Source organism: Actinoplanes sp. URMC 104, assembly GCF_051386375.1.
In the GTDB taxonomy this organism is placed as follows: domain Bacteria; phylum Actinomycetota; class Actinomycetes; order Mycobacteriales; family Micromonosporaceae; genus Actinoplanes.
The window spans coordinates 181635-195271 of the sequence record NZ_JBPQTO010000002.1 but is presented as its reverse complement, the minus strand read 5'-3'; the positions used below and the strand labels follow the sequence as shown (position 1 = coordinate 195271).

The window sequence follows — 13637 nt, the reverse complement described above, 5'->3', positions numbered from 1 at the left end:
TAATCAGGTGACACGGACGGCACTCGCCGGACGGTTCCCAGCGAATGTGTGAGGAGACCGGTGTCCAGCGACGTCGTCCCTCCGGCGGAGGGCACGGTGCAGCCGACCGAGAACTCACGGACCGGTGCGGACGCCGCGGCGCCCGCAGAGCAGGCAACGCCGGCCGTTCCCGCGGCTGCCGACGGTGAGGCCACCCAGCCGCTGACGCCCGCGGACGGCGCGGGCGCCTTCGGGCTGGCCGGCGCGCCCACCGGCCGCCGCGTGCGCGCCCGGCTGGCGCGGTTCAACGCCCCGTGGCAGAGCACCCAGGTCAGCGAGGTGCTCGAGCCGCTGATCGCCACCCACCGGGCGAGCCACCCCAAGGCCGACGGCCGCATGCTGCAGCGCGCCTTCGACGTGGCGGCGCGGTGGCACTCGGGTCAGTACCGCAAGTCCGGCGACCCCTACATCACGCACCCGCTCGCGGTGGCGACGATCCTCGCGAACCTGGGCATGGACACCACCACGCTGGTGGCGGCCCTGCTGCACGACACGATCGAGGACACCGACTACTCGCTCGAGCAGATGCGCAGCGACTTCGGCGGCGAGGTCGCGCTGCTGGTCGACGGCGTGACCAAGCTCGACCGGGTCAAGCTGGGCGACGCGGCCAAGGCCGAGACCATCCGCAAGATGGTCGTCGCGATGGCCAAGGACCCGCGCGTGCTGGTCATCAAGCTGGCCGACCGGCTGCACAACATGCGCACCCTGACCTTCCTCCCGCGCGCCAAGCAGGAGCAGAAGGCCAAGGAGACGCTCGAGATCCTCGCCCCGCTGGCCCACCGCCTGGGCATGAACACGATCAAGTGGGAGCTCGAGGACCTCGCGTTCGGCACGCTGTTCCCCAAGCGGTTCGAGGAGATCAACCGCCTGATCGGCGAGCACCAGCCGCAGCGGGAGGCGCTGCTGCGCCAGGTGACCAACCGGGTCAGCCTCGACCTCAAGTCGGCGAAGATCAAGGCCGAGACCACCGGCCGCCCCAAGCACCTCTACTCGATCTACCAGAAGATGATCGTGCGGGGCCGCGACTTCAACGACATCTACGACCTGGTCGGCGTGCGCATCCTGGTCGACACGGTCCGCGACTGCTACGCCGCGCTGGGCGTCATCCACGCGAACTGGCAGCCCGTGCCGGGCCGGTTCAAGGACTACATCGCGATGCCGAAGTTCAACATGTACCAGTCGCTGCACACGACGGTCATCGGCCCGACCGGCAAGCCGGTCGAGATGCAGATCCGCACGTTCGCGATGCACCGCACCGCCGAGTTCGGCATCGCCGCGCACTGGAAGTACAAGGAGCAGAAGGGCGCGACGATCGTCGGCCCGCCGGCGCACATCGACGAGATGACCTGGCTGCGGCAGCTGCTCGACTGGCAGCGCGAGGCGAGCGACCCGAGCGAGTTCCTCGACGCGCTGCGCTTCGACCTGTCGAGCCAGGAGGTGTACGTCTTCACGCCGAAGGGCGACGTCATCCCGCTCCCGACGGGTTCGACGCCTGTCGACTTCGCGTACGCGGTGCACACCGAGGTCGGGCACAAGTGCATCGGCGCGCGGGTCAACGGCAAGCTGGTCCCGCTCGAGTCGACGCTGTCCAACGGCGACGTCATCGAGATCTTCACGTCGAAGTCGTCGAACGCCGGCCCCACGCAGGACTGGCTGGGCTTCGTCAAGAGCCCCCGCGCGCGCACCAAGATCCGGCAGTACTTCAACAAGGAGCGCCGCGAGGAAGCGATCGAGGTCGGCAAGGAGGCGATCGTCAAGGCGATGCGCAAGCAGGGCCTGCCCCTGCAGCGCATGCTGACCAACGAGAACCTCACGACGATCGCCCGCGACCTGCACCTGGCGGACGTGGCCTCGCTCTACGCGGCCATCGGCGAGAACACGGTGAGCGCCCAGTCCGTCGTGCAGAAGCTGGTCGCCGGCTTCGGCGGCGAGGAGGGCGCGGTCGAGGACATCGCCGAGACCGCCGTCGCGACCCGCCCGCCGCGCAACCGCAGCCAGGCGCAGGACCCGGGCGTCGTGGTCAAGGGCGTCAGCGACGTGTGGGTGAAGCTGGCCCGCTGCTGCACCCCGGTGCCGGGCGACGCGGTGTTCGGCTTCGTCACCCGCTCGGGCGGCGTGAGCGTGCACCGCGAGGACTGCGCCAACGCCGAGGACCTGCGCGACCAGCAGGAGCGCGTGGTCGAGGTGACCTGGAAGCCGACGAGCGCGTCGACGTTCCTGGTCGCCATCCAGGTCGAGGCGCTCGACCGGCACAAGCTGCTGGCCGACGTCACCCGGGTGCTGTCGGAGGAGCGGGTCAACATCCTGTCCGCGACGGTCACCACGACCCGCGACCGCGTCGCCGTCAGCCGGTTCACGTTCGAGATGGCCGACCCGAAGCACCTGGGCCACCTGGTGGCCGCGGTCCGCAAGGTCGACGGCGTCTTCGACGCGTACCGCGTCACCTCGGGCGCATAGCAAAGGGCCCCCGGTTTCCCGGGGGCCCCAGCTCAATCCCTAGGTCAGGCGGCGGCGAAGGTCATCTTCTGGATGTCCATCTCCTTCTTGGGGTGCCCGCCGCCGGCCGACTGCGCGAAGGCGCCGTCGTCGCCGGCCTTCACCACGCCCTTGACGATGTCGAGGCCGTCGGTGATCGTGCCGAGCAGCGTGTAGTTCGCCGGGAGCTGCGTGTTCTCCGAGCAGATGAAGAACTGGCTGCCGGTGCTGCCGGGCTGACCCGTGTTGGCCATCGCGATCGACCCGGCCGGGTACGGGTTCTTGGTGTCGGTCGGCAGGTTCTCCTCGCCCATGGTGTAGCTCGGGCCGCCCTGGCCGTCGGTCTCGCGGTAGCCCTTGCCGGTGGCGAACGGGTCGCCGCACTGCAGCACCTTGAAGGTCGCCTCGTTGACCAGGCGGTGGCACTTGGTGTTGTCCCAGAACTTCTTGCCCGCGAGGAACTCGAAGCTGGCCGCGGTGCACGGCACCTTGGAGCGGTCGATGCTGGCTTTGATGGTGCCGAGGTTGGTCTGCATGGTCAGCACGCCCTTGCCCGTGTTGGGCGCGGTGGCCGGCGGGGTGCCGACGTCCTTGACCTTGCCGCCGCCGCCCTGGTCGGGGGTCCACGTGCAGGCGACCTGGCCGGCGGGGACGCTGCTCGCGGCCGGGGTGTCGGACGACTTGGGGTCGTCGTTCAGCGCGGACACGATCCACACCGCGGCGCCCGCGATCAGCACGACGGCGATCGCCGAGCCGATGACGGCCTGCCGCCGCCGGCGCTGACGAGCGGCCGCGGAGCGCTCGGCCATCTCCTTCTCGAGCCGGGCCCGCGCCGCCGCGCGCTGCCGGTCCTTGATCGACGACACGGTGTTCCTCCTGCTGATATGTCGGCCTGGGGCTTTACGACTGGGTGCTGGCCGAGGGGGCTGCGGACGCCGGGGCGTCGCCGACGGTCAGGGTCTTGATGGTGATCTTGGAGGTCGGCTTGACCTTGTCGCCCGAGGCGTTCGCCGAGACCGGGATCTTGCCGATCTTGTCGATCGTGGCCTGGCCGCCGGTCACCTTGCCGACGATCGAGAACTCGGGGGTGGCCGGGCTGTAGTCCTTGAAGAAGATCAGGAACTGGCTGCCGTTGGTGCCGGGCGGGTTGCCGATCAGCGCGACGGTGCCCTTGGGGTAGAGCGGCGTCTTCACGGCGCCGGGTGCGGCCGAGGCGCTGGGCTCGGGCGCGGTCGGCACGTTCTCGTTGTAGATGCTGTAGGTCGGGCCGCCGAGACCGGTGCCGCTCGGGTCGCCGCAGCGCAGCGCGCCGTACGAGGTGATCTCGTGGCAGTCGGTGTTGTCGTAGAACTTCTTGCTCGCCAGGTACGTGATGTCGGCCGTGCCGCACGGCGAGAGCTCGCTGTCGAGGCCCACGACGATCGGGTCACCCTGGTTGGTGGTGACCGTCATGGTCTGCGTGCCCAGCGTCGGGATGTCCTTGGTCGGCGGGGTGCCCACGTCCTTGAGGTTCGAGTTCGTCGACGCGTTCTGCGGGGTCCACAGGCACAGATCCTGGTCGGCGGCGTCGGTCTTGTCGTCGTCGTCGGAGCCGAACGCTCCGCCGATCCACGCGATGCCGGCGACGATGAGCAGGACGGCGACCCCGGAGCCGACGCCCGCGAGCACGCGTCGACGGCGGCGTTGTCTCGCGGCTCGTCGCGCCATCTGCCGATCGAGCTTCGCCCGGGCCAGCTTGCGCTGCCGGTCCCTGCTGGATGCCACCGAACGCTGTCCTCTCGTACGACCGTGTCACACGCCCGCAAGAGTGTACGGGTACCTCCTGAGAAAGTGGTGTGCGCCCGCCCGGCTAGCATCGTTACGATTCGCACCTGTCTGCACGAGGGGGGCCTGTAGTGCTCGTCGCCGGCTTCGAGGCCCAGGCCTTCGGCACCAACTGCTACGTGGTCGCCGCCGGCCCGGGTGAGCAATGCCTGATCGTCGATCCCGGCATCGGCGTGCTCGACCGGCTCGACGAGGTGCTCGCCGAGCACCGGCTCTTCCCGGCCGCGGTGCTGCTCACCCACGGCCACCTCGACCACACGTTCTCGGTCGCACCGGTCTGCGGCGCGCGCGGCATCACCGCCTACGTGCACCCCGCCGACCGCGAGATGCTGGCCGACCCGGCCAAGGGCCTGAGCATGGACCTCACGCAGCTGTTCGGCGGCCGCCTGCCGTACTCGGAACCCGAGGACGTGGCCGAGCTGACCGACGGCGCCACGCTCGCGCTGGCCGGGCTCGAGGTGACCGTCGACCATGCCCCGGGCCATACCGGCGGGTCGGTGCTGTTCCGCCTGCCCGGCGCGGGCTCGGCCTTCGACGCGGACCAGGTCTGCCTCTCGGGCGACGTGCTGTTCGCCGGCTCGATCGGGCGCACCGACCTGCCGGGCGGCAGCACGGAGACGATGATGACCAGCCTGCGGAGCAAGATCCTGCCGCTGGCCGACGACACCGTCGTGCTGCCCGGCCACGGACCGGCCACCACCGTCGGCCGCGAGCGCGCGCAGAACCCGTACCTGCGGGAACTGATCGCGGCGCCCGGCCGTGGACTCTGAGACTTTTCCTAGGAGCTCTTGAGAATGCCCATTTCCGGTTTTCCCGAATGGATGCCGCCCCAGCGGATGGTCGAGCAGCGGTTCCTCGACCGCATCCGCTCCACGTTCGAGCTCTACGGCTTCGCCCCGCTCGAGACGCGCTCGGTCGAGCCGCTCGACACGTTGCTGAGCAAGGGGGAGACGTCCAAGGAGGTCTACCTGCTGCGCCGGCTGCAGGCCGACGACAACGCCAAGGACGACGACCAGCTCGGCCTGCACTTCGACCTGACCGTGCCGTTCGCCCGCTTCGTCGTGGAGAACGCGGGCAAGCTCCAGTTCCCGTTCCGGCGCTACCAGATCCAGAAGGTGTGGCGCGGCGAGCGTCCGCAGGAGGGCCGCTACCGCGAGTTCCTGCAGGCCGACATCGACGTGGTGGCGCGCGGCGAGCTGCCGTTCCACTACGACACCGAGATGCCGCTGGTGATCGGCGACGCGCTGGGCGGCCTGCCGATCCCGCGGGTGCGCATCCAGGTCAACAACCGCAAGGTGTGCGAGGGCTTCTACCGCGGGCTGGGCCTGGCCGACACCGCCCAGGTGCTGCGCACGGTCGACAAGCTCGACAAGATCGGCCCGGCGCGGGTCGCCGACCAGCTCGTCGAGACCGCCGGCGCCACCCGCGCGCAGGCCGACGCGTGCCTGGAGCTGGCCGCGATCTCGGCCGAGGACGGGTCCTTCGTGGACGCGGTGCGCAAGCTGGGCGTCACCGACCCGCTGCTCGACGAGGGCCTCGACGAGCTGCTGCGGGTGGTCGAGACGGCCCGCGAGCACGCGCCCGGCCTGGTCGTCGCGGAGCTGAAGATCGCCCGTGGGCTCGACTACTACACCGGCACGGTCTACGAGACGCAGCTCGAGGGCTACGAGCGGTTCGGCTCGGTCACCTCCGGCGGCCGGTACGACAGTCTCGCCTCCACCGGCAAGGAGACGTTCCCCGGAGTGGGCATCTCGATCGGCGTGACCCGCATCCTCGGGCTGCTGTTCGGCCATGACGCGCTGAGCGTCTCGCGCTCGGTGCCCACGTGCGTGCTGGTCGCGGTGCCGAGCGAGGAGCAGCGCACGGCCTGCGACCGGATCGCCACGGCCCTGCGCCGCCGCGGCGTGCCGACCGAGGTGGCACCGACCGCGGCCAAGTTCGGCAAGCAGATCCAGTACGCGGACCGGCGCGGCATCCCGTACGTCTGGTTCCCGGGCGAGCCCGACACGGTCAAGGACATCCGGTCGGGGGAGCAGGTCGAGGCCGACGCCGCCGCGTGGCAGCCGCCAGCCGCCGACCTGCACCCGGTGATCGCCGGTTAGCCGTCGAGCCAGCGGAAGGCCGTCGCCGCCTTCAGGCTCGGCTGGTCACCGCACAGCGCGGTCGTCAGGAACTGCGCGACCGCCACGTCGATGGGGTGCGGCTCGGTGGGTGACGTCTGGTAGAACGCCATGTTCAGTGCCAGCGTCACCTGCCGGCGGGCGTCCGCGCTGTGCCACGACACCGTCAGGTGGCCGATCGTGCCGCCGTCGTGCCCCCAGACCCGCCCGCACGGCAAGTCGACGAAGTAGAGGCCGAGCCCGTAGCCGTCCACGCCGGTGGTCGTCTGCATCTGGGCCAGCAGGCGCGGCGGCAGCAGCCGCCCGGTGAGCAGTGCCCGGTAGAAGACGTTCAGGTCGTGCGCGGTCGAGACGATCTCGCCGGCCGCCCAGGCCCACGACATGTTGTACTTCGTGAAGTCCCGCAGGGTGCCGTCGGTCCAGGGCACGTACGCGTGCATGTGGGGTCCCCGGATGTACGGGTCGGCGCCCTCGAAGTACGTGCCGCGCAGGCCGAGCGGCCTCAGGATGCGGCGGCTGACCTCGGCGCGGTAGCTGTGGCCGGTCACCTTCTGGATGATCAGCCCGGCGAGGATGTAGTTGGTGTTGGCGTACGAGTACACGCCGCGCTCGGTCGGCGGCGCGCCCAGCCCGATGCGCACCAGCTCCTCGGGACGGAACGTCCGCTCGCCGAGCGCGACGATGTCGTCCAGCGTCTTGATCAGCTCGGTGTCGTAGTCGCCGATGCCGCTCGTGTGGTTGAGCAGCATCCGGACGGTCACCTGCGGATCGATGTCGAACGCGAGATAGCGGCGCACCGGGGCGTCGAGGTCCACCCGCCGCTCACCGGCCAGCTGCAGCATCGTCGTGGCGACGAAGGTCTTCGTGATGCTGCCGACGCGGTGGCGCATGCCGTCCCGTACGGGAGCCTGGGTCTTCACGTCCGCCACGCCCGCGGTGAGCGTCGTGGTCCGGCGTCCGTCGCGCACCTCGGCGAAGGCGCCGGGCATGCCGGCCGCATGGATGGCGTCGAGCTGTGCCTGCAGCGGCGATGCCGGTGCGGCCGTCGCGATGCCGGGTGGCGCGAGAAGTCCGACTGCGGCGATCAGAACGATGAGCGCTCGTCGATTCATGGCATTCATTGTGGTCGACGTGTGCGGACCGCGCCGCCCTTTTCGCCTGCCGGGCGTACCCTTACCTACGGGTGCGTAGGTTACGCCACCGTAGGGAGATCGTCATGCCGCTGGACCAGACCGCGCTGCTGATCGAGCTGGAGCCCGTCGTGGCGGCCAACCTCGACCGTCACCTGTCGCTGGCCAAGGAGTGGTTCCCGCACGAGTACGTGCCGTGGAGCGAGGGCCGCACGTTCGACGGGCTGCTGGGCGGCGAGCCGTGGCTGCCGACCGACTCGCCGCTGCCGGACGTCGCCCGTACGGCGCTGATCGTCAACCTGCTCACCGAGGACAACCTGCCGTCGTACCACCACGAGATCGCGACGCTGTTCGGCCGCGACGGCGCCTGGGGCACGTGGGTGCACCGCTGGACCGCCGAGGAGGGCCGCCACGGCATCGCGCTGCGCGACTACCTGACGGTCACCCGCGCCGTCGACCCGGTCGAGCTGGAGCGCGCCCGCATGACCCACATGCAGGCCGGCTACGCCAACGACCACCCCGACGAGATCCTGCACTCGATCGCGTACGTGGCCTTCCAGGAGCTCGCCACCCGCATCTCGCACCGCAACACCGGCAAGGCCACCGGCGACCCGATCGCCGAGCAGCTGCTCGCCCGCGTGGCCGCCGACGAAAACCTGCACATGGTCTTCTACCGCAACCTGCTCGCGGCCGCCTTCGACCTCGACCCCGGCCACGCGATGCGCGCGGTCGCCGACGTGGTCGCCTCGTTCCAGATGCCCGGCGCGAACATCGAGGGCTTCGGCCGCAAGGCGCTGTCGATCGCGCTGGCCGGCATCTACGACCTGCGCCAGCACCGCGACGAGGTGCTGATGCCCGTGCTGCGCCAGTGGAACGTCCTGACCCGTACGGACCTCGACGGCGAGGGCGAGAAGGCGCGCGACGAGCTGGCCGCCCACCTCGACGACCTCGAGCAGCAGGCCACCCGGTTCGAGGAGAAGCGCGAAGCCAGGCGCGCCCGCCTGGCCCGGTAGGTTTCGCGGGTGGACTCACCGTGGGCGCCGCTGCGGGACCGCGTGTTCCGGATGCTCTGGATCGCGGTGCTCGCCGGCAACGTCGGCACCTGGATGCAGACCGTCGGCGCCCAGTGGCTGGTGGTGGCGGAGCCGGACGCGGCGACGTGGACCAGCCTCGTGCAGACCGTCACGATGCTGCCGGTGCTGCTGCTCGCGCTGCCGTCCGGCGCGCTGGCCGACGTGTTCGACCGGCGGCGGCTGCTGCTGGCCGTGCAGACCGGGCTGTTCGGAATCGGCGGAGTGCTCGCCGCGCTGACCGCGCTCGACGAGATGTCGCCGCCGCTGCTGCTGGGCTTCACGTTCCTGCTCGGCGTGGGGCAGGCGTTCACGCTGCCCACCTGGCAGGCGGTGATCCCCGAGGTGGTGCCGCGCGACGAGCTGCCGGCCGCGTCGGCGCTCGGGGCGGTCAACACCAACCTGGCCCGCTCGGCCGGCCCCGCCGTCGCCGGCCTGCTGGTCGCGCACATCGGGCCGGTCGCCGTCTTCGCGCTCAACGCCGTCTCGTACGCCGTCTTCGCGCTCGCGCTGCTGGCCTGGCGGCGCCCGCCCCGGCAGGGACCGAGCCACCCCGAGCACTTCGGACCGGCCGTCCGGGCCGGCGGCCGTTTCGTCCGGTACGCGCCCGGGGTCCGCCGGCTGCTGCTGCGCGTGGTCCTGTTCGTGCTGCCGGGCAGCGTGGTCTGGGGTCTGCTGCCCGTGGTCGCGCACCAGGAGCTGGGCCTGGGCGCGAGCGGGTACGGCGTGCTGCTGGCCGCGCTGGGCGTGGGCGCGATCGCCGGCGCGCTGCTGATGCCCCGCGTACGCCGGAGGTTGTCGGCGAACCGCCTGATCCGCGTGACCGGCGCGGTCTACGCCGCCGCGCTGGCCGTGGTCGCGCTCGTGCCGCACTTCGCCGCGGTCGGCGCCGTCCTCGTGCTCGCCGGGGCGGCGTGGATGATGCTGGTCTCGCGGATGAACGCGACCCTGCAACTGCTGCTGCCGAACTGGGTGCGCGCTCGCGGCCTCGGCATCTACCAGGTCGTGTTCGCCGGGGCGCAGGCGCTCGGCGCGCTGGTGTGGGGTCAGGTCGCCGAGGCGGCGGGACTGCCGGCGACCTTCGTGACGGCGGCCGTGGCGATGCTGCTCGGGGCGGTGACCGTCGAGTGGCTGCCGGTGCACGAGCACGACGACGCCGACCGCAGCCCGGCGATCTTCTGGGCCGAGCCGCACATCATGCTCGAGCCGCACCACGACGACGGGCCGGTGCTGGTCACGGCGGTCTACCGGGTGGCCGGCGCCAACGCGGCCGGCTTCGTGTCCGCGATGGACGAGGTGCGGCTGACCCGGCTGCGCACCGGCGCGACCCGGTGGGGGCTGTTCCGCGACGGCGCCGACCCGGCCCGCTTCGTCGAGGTCTATCAGGTGCCCACCTGGGAGGAGCACCTGCGCCAGCACGAGGGGCGGCTGACCGGCAGCGACGAGCAGGTGGAGAAGCGCGCGGTGGCGCTCGCCGAGGGCGAGCCGGAGGTGACCCACCTGCTGCCGGCGCACGACGACCCCTCGCCTGCGCGCGACGACCCCTCGCCTGCGCGCGACGACTTGCCGGCCCGCGGGGATGTGCCCGCCGGCGGCGGCCTGCCGGCGCACGGTGCCGAGCCTGCCTCGTCGGCCGCCGCGCCTCGAGCGGACTAAACACCGATTATTCGGATGTTTCGCATTTGTTGCGATTAACCTCAGGGGTGGCCGTTCCCGGCCGCGGCTGAGGAGGTGTCGTGTCGAGTTGCCTCGATGCCCGCCGTGGCCGCCCGTTGATCACCGGCGGAGCGGCCGGCCCGGCCCTGCTCGGCCGCTCCGCCGGGCACGCGGACGCCGGGCACGCGGACGCCGGGCACGCGGACGCCGGGCGGCGGCCGTCATGAAGATCGAGAGCGTGCGCCACCTGCGCGGCCCGAACGTCTATCTGTCCCGCCCCGCCGTCGTGGCACGGCTGCGGCTCGAGGAGCTGACCGGCGTCGAGACCTCCGACGTCACCGGCTTCGCCGAGCGCCTGCTGCGCGCGCTGCCCGGGCTGGCCGAGCACCACTGCGCGGCGGGCGCGCCGGGCGGCTTCGTCAGCCGGCTGCGCGGGGGCACGTACTTCGGGCACGTCACCGAGCACGTCTGCCTCGAGCTCTCCCAGCGCATCGGCCGCGACGTCAACTTCGGACGCACGCTCTCGGCGGGCGAGCCCGGCTGCTACCGGCTGGTGATCGAGTGCCCGGTGGACGAGTCGCCCGGCTCGCGGGTGCCGCACGAGCTGCTGCAGGCCGCGGCCGACCTGGTGGTCGCGGTCGTGGCGGGCGGGACGGCCGCGCCGGCCCTGGACGAGCTGGCGGCGCGCGCCGAGCGCGAGGCGACCGGCCCGAGCACCCGCTCGATCATCGCGGCGGCCCGCCGGCGCGGCATCCCGGTCGAGCGCTTCGACGACCTGAGCCTGCTACGGCTGGGCTGGGGCAACCGGCGCCGGCTGGCCTGGGCGGCGATGACCGACCGCACCAGCGGCGTGGGCATCGACATCGCCGGCGACAAGCAGGTGACCCGGCGGCTGCTCACCGAGGCCGGGGTCCCGATGCCCGCCGGCGGCGCGGCGCGGACCGCGGCCGAGGCGCTGGACCGGCTGGCGAGGCTGGGCGGCCCGGTCGTGGTCAAGCCCCGGTGCGGCCGCCAGGGCGAACACGTCGCGCTCGACCTCTGCACGCCCGAGGAGGTCGAGCGGGCGTTCCACGCGGCCGGCGGGGACGTGATCGTCGAACGGCAGCTCGGCGGCCGCGACTACCGCGTACTGGTGGTGGCCGGCGAGGTGGTCGCCGCCGCCGAACGGATCGCCGCGCACGTCGTCGGCGACGGCCGCAGCACGGTCGCCGAGCTGGCCGACCGGGTCAACGCCGACCCCCGCCGCGGCCTTGGGCACTCCCGGGTGCTGACCCGGGTCACCTGCGTGCCCGCCGTGCTGGCGCGGCAGGGCTGCACGGTGGACAGTGTGCCGCCGCCGGGCCGTACGGTCTGGCTCGCCGGCACCGGCAACCTCTCCACCGGCGCCACCAGCCACGACGTCACCGACCTGATCCACCCCGAGGTGGCCCGGCTGTGCCTGCGGGTGACCGCGCTGCTCGGGCTCGACATCGCGGGCATCGACCTGCGCCTGCCCGGCATCGACGAGCCGGTGCCGCCGCCCGGCAGCGACGACGAGGTCACCGCGGGGGTGCTCGAGGTCAACGCCGTGCCCGGCCTGCGCATGCACCTCGCCCCGGTGCGCGGGCGCTCCCGCGACGTGGGCGACGCGATCGTGCGGGCCATGTTCCCGGCCGGCTCCGACGGGCGGATCCCGACGGTCGCGATCACCGGCACGAACGGCAAGACGACGGTGGCGCGCCTGACCGCGCACCTGCTCGCCGACAACGGGCTGCGGGTCGGGCTGACCACGACCGACGACGTCCGCATCGACGGGCGGGTGGTCTACCGCGCCGACGCCACCGGGCCGCAGTCGGCGCAGATGGTGCTCGGCGACCCGGGCGTGCAGGCCGCCGTGCTCGAGACGGCCCGCGGCGGGCTGCTCAACCGCGGGCTCGGCTACGACTGGTCGGACGTGGGCGTGCTGACCAACATCACCGCCGACCACCTGGGGCAGGACGGGCTCGACACGATCGAGGACCTGGCGCACGTGAAGGCGCTGGTGGCCGAGCGGGTGCGCGACGGCGGGACGCTCGTGCTCAACGCCGACGACCCGTGGGTGCGCAGCCTGGTGGACCGGCCGCGGGTGCGCGCCGACCGCAAGCGCATCGTGTGGTTCTCCCTCGACCCCGGGCAGCCCGTCGTGGTCGAGCACCTGGCGAAGGGCGCTACCGCCTACCTGCTGCACGATGGCTGGGTGGTGCAGGCAACCGGGGCACGGCGGACGCCGCTGATGCGGGCCGCGGACGTTCCCGGGACGTACGGGGGAGCGGCGCCGCACGTCGTGGCCAACACGCTCGCCGCGATCGCCGCCGCGCGGGCGCTGGGCGCGGCGCAGGAGGCAGTCTGCCGGCGGCTCGCCGAGTTCGACCCCGCCGTCGACAACGCCGGCCGCGGGACCCTGCTGCGCCTCGGCGACGTGTCGGTGTTCGTCGACTACGCGCACAACCCGGCGGCGCTGGCGGCGACGCTGCGCACGCTGCACCGGCTCTGGGGCCCGGACCGCTGCGTCGCGGCGCTCACCCTGCCCGGCGACCGGCGCGACGACCTGCTCGCGGCGTGTGCCCAGGTGGTCGCCGACGGGGTCACGCGTGCGGTCCTCTACGACGACGAGGACCTCCGGGGGCGTACGCCCGGAGAGGTGTCGCGGCTCGTGGAGAAGGAGATGCGGATGCGGCGCCCGAAGCTGTCCGCCGTGCGGGCCGCCGGCTGCCGCGAAGCGGTGACCGAGGCGCTGCGGCTGGCCCGGCCGGGCGAGGTGGTGCTGGTCGTCTACGAGAGGCTGGCGCCCGTGCTCGACCTGCTCGCCGGGCTGGGTGCGGTGCCCGCGGGTGACCGGGTTCCGGCGCTGCCCGGCCGTGCGCCGCGTCCGCTGGTGTCGCCCGGGCGCGCCATTATGGGGAACGATCGGGTTCCGGTCCCCGGATACCACGTCTGACGTCCCGCGCGGGAGGTTGGCACACCAAATCGGCCGATCGGCCGATGGCAGTGACCGTTCAGATTAGGTGCCGCTGGTAAAGCCTTCAATAGTTGTCATTCGACGACAATCGGGCGGTAGTTGCTATGCGTCACAACGGTGTGACGGCTTGTCGGCCGGCACCGGTAAACGCTGGAAACTCGTACTCAAAGAAACTTCCGATGAAGCGGGCATATCGGCTCAGGCTGGGGTATTGCGCTTCGAATTCCGTCGGGCATCCGACTTTCGGGTACTGGACGGAAACCCCTTCCGGGTGCGATCGGACCCCAAACGGACCGTGATGAACCGCAGGTGAGGGCGGGTCTGCGCGGGATCGTGAGGGGGCCGA

Annotated in this window: 10 protein-coding genes; 7 read left to right on the top strand and 3 right to left on the bottom strand. The window is 72.0% G+C overall.

Features of this window, described 5'->3' with window-relative positions; genetic code table 11:
* Nucleotides 1–60: 60 nt before the first annotated feature.
* The gene (locus tag ACSNN8_RS01820) at nucleotides 61–2496 is read left to right on the top strand and encodes a RelA/SpoT family protein (protein ID WP_436646465.1); all 2436 of its coding nucleotides are present in this window, start codon (nucleotides 61–63) and stop codon (nucleotides 2494–2496) included.
* Between the two features lie 44 nt (nucleotides 2497–2540).
* On the opposite strand, the gene ACSNN8_RS01815 is transcribed toward ACSNN8_RS01820, so the two are convergent.
* Nucleotides 2541–3380, bottom strand: coding sequence for a peptidylprolyl isomerase (locus tag ACSNN8_RS01815; protein WP_436646464.1), 840 nt, complete (start codon nucleotides 3378–3380; stop codon nucleotides 2541–2543).
* Nucleotides 3381–3414: 34 nt separating this feature from the next.
* On the bottom strand, nucleotides 3415–4278 hold the full coding sequence (locus ACSNN8_RS01810; protein WP_436646462.1) for a peptidylprolyl isomerase: 864 nt from the start codon (nucleotides 4276–4278) through the stop codon (nucleotides 3415–3417).
* A 131-nt stretch (nucleotides 4279–4409) separates the two neighbouring features.
* Here ACSNN8_RS01810 and ACSNN8_RS01805 point away from each other — a divergent pair, with 131 nt between their 5' ends.
* Both ACSNN8_RS01805 and hisS read left to right on the top strand, forming a co-directional pair.
* Nucleotides 4410–5108 carry an MBL fold metallo-hydrolase gene (locus ACSNN8_RS01805; RefSeq protein WP_436646460.1) on the top strand — a complete coding sequence of 233 codons (699 nt, stop codon included), beginning with the start codon at nucleotides 4410–4412 and terminating at the stop codon, nucleotides 5106–5108.
* A 24-nt stretch (nucleotides 5109–5132) separates the two neighbouring features.
* A complete protein-coding gene (hisS, locus tag ACSNN8_RS01800; RefSeq protein ID WP_436646459.1) occupies nucleotides 5133–6440 on the top strand; it encodes a histidine--tRNA ligase in 1308 nt (435 codons plus the stop codon).
* Here the strand turns inward: hisS and ACSNN8_RS01795 are convergent.
* Nucleotides 6437–7570, bottom strand: a complete 1134-nt coding sequence (locus ACSNN8_RS01795) for a serine hydrolase domain-containing protein (protein WP_436646457.1) — start codon at nucleotides 7568–7570, stop codon at nucleotides 6437–6439. The genes hisS and ACSNN8_RS01795 overlap by 4 nt on opposite strands.
* A gap of 104 nt (nucleotides 7571–7674) precedes the next feature.
* Between ACSNN8_RS01795 and ACSNN8_RS01790 the strand changes: the two genes are divergently transcribed.
* The 4 genes from ACSNN8_RS01790 to cphA all read left to right on the top strand — a co-directional run bounded on the left by ACSNN8_RS01790 (nucleotide 7675) and on the right by cphA (nucleotide 13270).
* Nucleotides 7675–8601, top strand: coding sequence for an acyl-ACP desaturase (locus ACSNN8_RS01790; protein ID WP_436646455.1), 927 nt, complete (start codon nucleotides 7675–7677; stop codon nucleotides 8599–8601).
* Nucleotides 8602–8610: 9 nt separating this feature from the next.
* Nucleotides 8611–10314, top strand: coding sequence for an MFS transporter (locus ACSNN8_RS01785; RefSeq protein ID WP_436646454.1), 1704 nt, complete (start codon nucleotides 8611–8613; stop codon nucleotides 10312–10314).
* Between the two features lie 80 nt (nucleotides 10315–10394).
* Nucleotides 10395–10541, top strand: coding sequence for a hypothetical protein (locus ACSNN8_RS01780; protein WP_436646452.1), 147 nt, complete (start codon nucleotides 10395–10397; stop codon nucleotides 10539–10541).
* On the top strand, nucleotides 10538–13270 hold the full coding sequence (cphA, locus tag ACSNN8_RS01775) for a cyanophycin synthetase (protein WP_436646451.1): 2733 nt from the start codon (nucleotides 10538–10540) through the stop codon (nucleotides 13268–13270). Before ACSNN8_RS01780 ends, cphA begins: the two co-directional genes overlap by 4 nt.
* The last annotated feature ends 367 nt before the right edge of the window (nucleotides 13271–13637 follow it).

Excerpts from the sequence above, each read along its gene's own strand:
- hisS (WP_436646459.1), top strand. The coding sequence starts at position 5,133 with ATGCCCATTTCCGGTTTTCCCGAATGGATGCCGCCCCAGCGGATGGTC.
- ACSNN8_RS01790 (WP_436646455.1), top strand. The coding sequence starts at position 7,675 with ATGCCGCTGGACCAGACCGCGCTGCTGATCGAGCTGGAGCCCGTCGTG.
- cphA (WP_436646451.1), top strand. The coding sequence starts at position 10,538 with ATGAAGATCGAGAGCGTGCGCCACCTGCGCGGCCCGAACGTCTATCTG.
- ACSNN8_RS01795 (WP_436646457.1), bottom strand. The coding sequence starts at position 7,570 with ATGAATCGACGAGCGCTCATCGTTCTGATCGCCGCAGTCGGACTTCTC.